This window comes from Lichenifustis flavocetrariae, assembly GCF_026130545.1.
Lineage (GTDB): Bacteria > Pseudomonadota > Alphaproteobacteria > Rhizobiales > Beijerinckiaceae > Lichenihabitans > Lichenihabitans flavocetrariae.
In genome coordinates this window covers 1-6,109 of sequence record NZ_JAMOIM010000100.1, presented here as the reverse complement: position 1 = coordinate 6,109, position 6,109 = coordinate 1, and the positions used below count along the sequence as shown (strand labels likewise).

Genomic DNA, 6,109 nt, shown 5'->3' with positions numbered 1-6,109 from the left:
GCTCGCCTGTTTGCGGTCAACTTCGCCGACGACCTTCTCAACCCCGTGCAGCTTGGTGCGATGGCGCGTGTCATGCCGCGCGTCAAGAACGGCCGGTTCGTCGTCGTCCCCGAAGGACCTGACACCATTGGCCATCAGACGCTGACGCAGGCCAAGGTGTGGGTGCCTTATCTGAAACAGTTGATGGAAACGCCTTGAATTGTCACGTTGGTAAAGTGATTGACGATCCACGCCTTATTTGAACGGCTGACGATTAGTCCCTATTCAACGATGCTTCGGACATGCAGGTTTCCGGCCTTGCTGTGCCTTCGATGCATTGGCCATGCCGGTCCACCTGCACCGCCGTTCTCGCCGTGTGGGTTTTCGCACAGCAGCGGTCCGCCGCGGCCCGTAGGATCCTCCCCATCCCAACCGGGCCGGAGATCAAGTTATGCCAAACACCCCCCTCAGCTTTCGCCCTCTCACCCAGATCGCGCCGCCGATCCCAATCGGCTCACCCCAGGTGATGAGCATCGGCGGCTCGTTGTCACCACATCAGAGCCAGCAGCGGCAACTCGCCCAAAGCACCCAGGCACGAGCTTTCGTAACCTCGGGTGGCGCCATGCCGCCGCTGTCATTCCCGATGTCCGATGCTCCGATCATGCCCGTCTCAGTGCCGATCCCGTACCCTAACATCGGCTTTGGGCGCTGATCCGCCAAAAAGACGCGGAAGGGGCGGCCCCACGTCTGTGGCGCCGGGCAATTCCCTCGGCTGCGTTGGCGGATAGAAATCGTCAGACTTGGTGCGGCGACCACGCGAGTAACTTCGTGGAAGCCTGATCCGACCTCAGGCCTCTGCTTCTTCGACCATGGCACGTAATTTCTCGGGATCGCGCAGCACCAGAGCCCCGCGCCGCCGCTCGATGAGACCGGACCGTTCGAGTGCTTTTAATTCGCGGGTCACGGCCTCGCGATGGGTCGCGATGCGCGATGCCAGTTCCACATGTGTGGGCGGGGGCGAAACTGACCAAGCGGCTTCGGATTTCTGACGCGGTGCGCCGAGACGCAGAAGTTCGGCATACAGACGCTGGCGCACCGAGAGCGTGCTGAACTCATTGACTTGGTTGGCGAGTTTGCGGATCTCGGCCGCCAGTCGGCGCAGGATCTCGTCGCAGAGAGCCGGATGGCGATGCACCGCCTCAATGAACCGTTGCGCCGTCATCCGGCCCACGACCGCATCGGTGACTGCGACGATTCCGGCCGAGCGCGGGCGGCCGTCGATGGCCGCGAGTTCGCCAAAGCAATCGCCGTCCGCAAGGTCGCGCAAGACGACTTCCCGCCCCGCCGAAAGGATCTTCACGCGCAACGACCCGCGCAAGACGAAGAACACGTCAGTGCCGCCCTCGCCGTAGTCGAGCACCCAATGGCCCGCATCCGCGCGCCGCCACAGACATTGAGCGTCGAGCTTGGCAATATCGGCCGGGTCGAGAGCTGCAAACATTGGCAGACGCGCCAGGCTTTCTGCGGGTCGGATCATCCCTGCCTCGATAAGCGGTGGGCGATGAGACGGCCCATGAAGTCGCACTGTAACGCGCCGAGCCGCATTCCACTGCTATTGTAAAGTCATCTTGGACCGGACACTCGGCAATACCCTCACCATAGGCTGCTTTAGAGCACCAGATGGATCACAATGGGTCCGGGCGGTGTGAGGCGCGGGATCATCGCGACGGACAAAACGGAAACATCGGGATCCTTGGAGGAGGCCGGGCGCATGGTGCGGAAGAGGCTGAGTGGGGCGGTTGTCCCGATCGGGCGGCACGACGCCCCAGATCTCTCCTGATGGGCGCTCAATTTAATTCGAACGGCCGGGCAGGCGTCAAAAACGCCTCCGCATTCGATCCAAAGCAGGTTCGTCGTTCTATGCTCGAACGGATCCTGCGGCTATCGACTGGCCTCGTGCTGTTCAGCTATGCGGCGACGCACCTGCTGAGCCATGCTTGCGGTTTGTTCCTGCTCGACACGATGGATCGAGTTGGCCGTGGGATCGTGATGGCGCCTTGGCGCACCGCACCAGGACGTGGGCTCCTAATCGGCTCCTTGTTCGTGCATGGAGGCCTTGGCCTCGCTGCCCTGGCGCGGCGGCGGCATCTGACAATGCCGCGCATCGAAGCCGCGCAACTCGGGCTCGGCTTGCTGATCCCGCTTCTGATCATTCCCCACATGGCCAACGTGCGTCTCGGCTATGCCCTCTACGGCTTCGACGACAGCTACTTTCGCCTGGTCTATCAATATTGGATCACCTCGCCCGCGCTGGGTCTATCGCGGCAATTCACCCTGATGACGGTGCTTTGGACGCATGGGTGCCTGGGCTTGCACATGTGGTTGCGCTTCCGGCCCTGGTACCGCCACTGGAGCGGCGTGCTCCTGGCGATTGTCATCGTGGTTCCGGTCCTGGCCATGCTGGGGATCATGAACGCCGGCTGGGATACGACCCTGCGCACCACGCTGGAGCCAGGCTTCGGTGCGCTGCATGGTCCGCCGAAGGTCGGGACGGTGGAAGCGTCGCAACACCTCCGGCTCGAAGGGCTTTGGAGGCAGATGCAGGTCGGCTATCTCGCCCTGCTCGGGACGGCCTTCGCCTATCGGGGTGCCCGTCAATGGTATGGCCGTCGCTTTCGCGGGGTCACGATCACCTATCCGGCCGTCTCAGTTCGAGTGCCACGGGGCTTTTCCATCCTTGAAGCCAGCCGCCTCCACGGCATCGCCCACGCCTCGGTGTGCGGCGGCCGTGCCAGATGCTCGACCTGTCGGGTCCGGGTGGTACGCGGCGCGGGGGACCTGCCGCCGCCAAACGGGATTGAAGCAGCGACCCTCGCGTCTCTGGGCGCTTTGGCCGATGTGCGGCTCGCATGCCAAACGCGCCCCCAAGCCGATGTCTCGGTCGTCCCGCTGGTGGCCGTCGCATCTCGGGTGCAGGGCTTGAGCATCGCCTTCGATCATGGCTTCGAACATGTCGTCACGGCGCTCGCGATCGATCTGAGGGACTCGACGCGGCTGGCGGCCGGCAAGCTTCCGTTCGACACACTGCACCTCATCAACCGCTACGTCGGCTGCGTCAGCGCCGCCATTGAAGCGCACGGCGGTTATGTCACCTCGGTCGCCGGGGATGGCGTCATGAGCGTTTTCGGCGTCGACGGCCGCGCCGCGGTGGCAGCCGGTGCGGCCCTGGCGGCCGCTTTCGATATCTGGAACGCGCTGATCGAGCTGGAACGCGAAATGACGGACGACCTCCGGGCGCCGCTCCGGTTCGGCGTCGGGATCCACAGCGGCGTCGCCATTGTCGGAGCGGTGGCGCTGTCGGGCCGAAGCTCGCTGCAATTCCTGGGCGACACGGGCAATGTGGCGGCCCGCCTCGAAGCGCTGACAAAGGAAAAGGCCTGTGTCGTGCTTGTGTCCGCCGACGTGTTCTGCGCCACCAACCGGGCGCCCCTCGCTGGCGCTGTCCGCCACACCGTGGTGGTACGGGGACGTGAAGCGCAGCCGCTTGAGGCCATCGCTTTCTCCGATCCGCTCGAACTTGCCAAAGCCATGGCAGGCGCGTGACACGAACAGCGACGCGTTACGCACATCGCGGTTCGCATCCGCCAGCATCACTGCCAGCCGGAGGTGGTGGCGGTTGAGGTCGCTTTCGGCGTCGAGGTCGGCATCATGCAAAAGGGCGCCCTGGCGTCTCGGATCGCGTTGAACTTCGCCTGGTTCATCTGATGGGGGAGGCAGCGGCTCCCGATGGTCATGGACGCACTTGCGCCGACCGGCAGCGGCGGCGGGACGGGAGCGATGAAGTTACGATGATTACCGATGGTGGCCATGACGGGCTCCGCGAGTTCGTGTTTACCAAACGGAGATTACCTAGGTCCTGAGAGGGAGTTGTGCGTTTTCCCACAGGCCGGATCGGAGAGGAGGAAGGGCACCCATTTGCATATTTAAGGCGTCGACCACGCCGCGAATAAGACTTGTCGGGTGCGCGCGGAGAGATTCGAACTTCAAGGCTACCAGTCTGCGGTTAGAGTCACCCAGAGGTTCCGTAACGTCGTCTGCGAGCTTTTGGCCTGAAATAGGCGGACAGAAAACTGGTAAGAATGATGGTAGGAATTTTCTAGGAATGTACCACTAAGTGCCTGTTGGAATTACATTTGGAGAGGATTCCCTTCGCCCGCTCCAGCGCTTAAGCACTGGCGTTCCTTTATCCGTTCCTCAACCTATGAGGAACGCGAATTAGGTGCTTTTTTCGAACGGTGCGCGGCCCTGGCGGAGGCCACTCTGCTGGAAGGTGCGAGCTTGGTTCCCCTCAGGTAGCGCACCGTCGTTTCGGACCTGGCGTGCCCCATCGTGGGTCGAATGTCGTCGAGATCCGCACCAGCGTCGCCGGCTTCGGTCGCGCCTCCCGCCCGCGCGTCCATGTTGAACAAGCCCCGATGCACCTTGGCGGCATCGGCCACAATGCGCCATTCCCGATGATAGGCGTGCTCCGCATAGGGCCGCGGCGGGTCCGCATTCTCGTCGATAACCAGCGGGCCCCTGCGGCTGGCCAGAGGCACCTTGTTCAGTTCCTCCATCACCGTTGGGCAAAGGGAAAGATCAAAGCGCACCTCGGAACCGGTCTTGGTCGTGACCTTCGTCAGGATCCAGGACGGGGATACGCCTTCCCAGGTCAGTCCGTTGACCCACTGCCGGCCATTGATGACGAACGGCGACTCGGCCCCAATGTCTGGGTCGATCGGTTCCCATTCCCCGATGACGTCTCGCTGCCGCAGCATCAGCTCCCATTGCAGAGCCATGCCGATCGCAAGGGAAGGTCGCCCTGCGGCGTGTGCGGCGACACGCACGGCCTCGATGTGTTCGAGCTCCAGGACAGTGACGCGTTTTGCAGGCGCTTCGAAGCGGGCATTGGCCAGGATGACCGCGAGCCGGACGCATTCTTTCATCTCGATCGCGACGCCAAAGCTGACGATCCGGCGCAGCATGGACACGAACCCGTGGGCCGTTCGGACTTGGTCAGGCTTGTCGCGGCCCTTGCCGTCCGGGTAGCGCGCGGCCGCGTACCAGCGCTTGATGTCTGCAAGCGCGATCGCCGCAAGCTCGGTCTGTCCGACGGCGCGCTCCATCTTGTCCAGCATCTTGCCGTAGGTCCGCCGGGTGTTCCATTTCACCTCCTGAAACGGGCTCTCGGACCATGATCGATACTCACGGATCAGGAAGTTGATGGTCTTCTTGCCGGGCCTCGCCGCTGCCGCGCTCCGCTCGGCGAGCCATTCCTGCATTTCCGCCTGAAGAACCCGGCAGCGCGCCGATATTGCTTCAGCATCGGCCTCGTGGATTCGCACCGTCGCGGGCTCGTAGCCAGCCTTCGCGGCTTCCTTTGCTGCGACCCAGTAGACCCTAAGCGACCCATCGCGGTTGCGGCGGTCGCTACGTCCCGGCGCGTCGCCTTCTGGGCGTCCTGAACGCATCTAAATTCTCCACGATGCTGGAAGCCTCGGCGGTCGGATCGGCGTGCCCTGACCGGCGGAACAGGAAGGCGCGGACGCTGGGCCAGCACCGTTGATTGTTGAAAAGAGGATCGCGTTTTGGCAGGCCGGAACGCTCCAGCACCACAGCCGTGGCTTCCCATTGCGCTTGGCTCATCGAGACCCGCTTTGCGATCTCGGCGTCCGGCAGAAAGATCGGATCGGGTTCGCTTCGAGGTCTCATGTGGATCCGCCTTCTGGACTGACGCCCAGCAGGCTGTAGAACCGCGTCGTGAAGCCAGCGACGGCAGCCGCTTCGCACCGGCTGGAGACGGGCCCAAGCGCATAGCCGGAGCTCAGGAATGATTTGCGGACGCCCTCGACCAGTTCGAGCGACATCTGATGCGCGAAGCTCTCGATCCCATCGCGAAAACCAGTGAGCCGTTTTGGGCGTCGCTCGTTCCCGATTGGAGGAAATCGAAAGGAACATGGTCTCGGCGAAGTCGCTGCCGATCGCCCGATGAAATGCGGTGAAGATCTCCTCGCCGCGACCCTCGGCACAGGCGACATCAACCTGCTGCAGAAACTCGGCAGCGATCCGCTTGACCGAAGCTTCACTCACG

General features: G+C 63.2%; 7 protein-coding genes and 1 pseudogene. 3 read left to right on the top strand and 5 right to left on the bottom strand.

What is annotated here, in order from left to right; translation table 11 throughout:
• Positions 1 to 198, top strand: a pseudogene (locus tag M8523_RS35550) (alpha/beta fold hydrolase); the annotation flags it as partial.
• 232 nt (positions 199 to 430) lie between these two features.
• The gene (locus tag M8523_RS35545; protein WP_282589523.1) at positions 431 to 691 is read left to right on the top strand and encodes a hypothetical protein; all 261 of its coding nucleotides are present in this window, start codon (positions 431 to 433) and stop codon (positions 689 to 691) included.
• A gap of 135 nt (positions 692 to 826) precedes the next feature.
• On the opposite strand, the gene M8523_RS35540 is transcribed toward M8523_RS35545, so the two are convergent.
• The gene (locus M8523_RS35540) at positions 827 to 1,516 is read right to left on the bottom strand and encodes a Crp/Fnr family transcriptional regulator (RefSeq protein WP_282589522.1); all 690 of its coding nucleotides are present in this window, start codon (positions 1,514 to 1,516) and stop codon (positions 827 to 829) included.
• Between the two features lie 383 nt (positions 1,517 to 1,899).
• On the opposite strand from M8523_RS35540, the gene M8523_RS35535 reads away from it, so the two are divergent.
• The gene (locus M8523_RS35535; RefSeq protein WP_282589521.1) at positions 1,900 to 3,582 is read left to right on the top strand and encodes an adenylate/guanylate cyclase domain-containing protein; all 1,683 of its coding nucleotides are present in this window, start codon (positions 1,900 to 1,902) and stop codon (positions 3,580 to 3,582) included.
• Between the two features lie 47 nt (positions 3,583 to 3,629).
• Here the strand turns inward: M8523_RS35535 and M8523_RS35530 are convergent, their stop codons facing one another.
• The 4 genes from M8523_RS35530 to M8523_RS35515 form a co-directional block, all read right to left on the bottom strand.
• On the bottom strand, positions 3,630 to 3,848 hold the full coding sequence (locus M8523_RS35530; protein WP_282589520.1) for a hypothetical protein: 219 nt from the start codon (positions 3,846 to 3,848) through the stop codon (positions 3,630 to 3,632).
• 390 nt (positions 3,849 to 4,238) lie between these two features.
• The gene (locus M8523_RS35525) at positions 4,239 to 5,489 is read right to left on the bottom strand and encodes a site-specific integrase (protein ID WP_282589519.1); all 1,251 of its coding nucleotides are present in this window, start codon (positions 5,487 to 5,489) and stop codon (positions 4,239 to 4,241) included.
• Positions 5,449 to 5,730, bottom strand: a complete 282-nt coding sequence (locus tag M8523_RS35520; protein WP_282589518.1) for a hypothetical protein — start codon at positions 5,728 to 5,730, stop codon at positions 5,449 to 5,451. The genes M8523_RS35525 and M8523_RS35520 overlap by 41 nt, the downstream gene beginning before the upstream one ends.
• The gene (locus M8523_RS35515) at positions 5,727 to 5,885 is read right to left on the bottom strand and encodes a hypothetical protein (protein ID WP_282589517.1); all 159 of its coding nucleotides are present in this window, start codon (positions 5,883 to 5,885) and stop codon (positions 5,727 to 5,729) included. Before M8523_RS35515 ends, M8523_RS35520 begins: the two co-directional genes overlap by 4 nt.
• Positions 5,886 to 6,109: the final 224 nt, after the last annotated feature.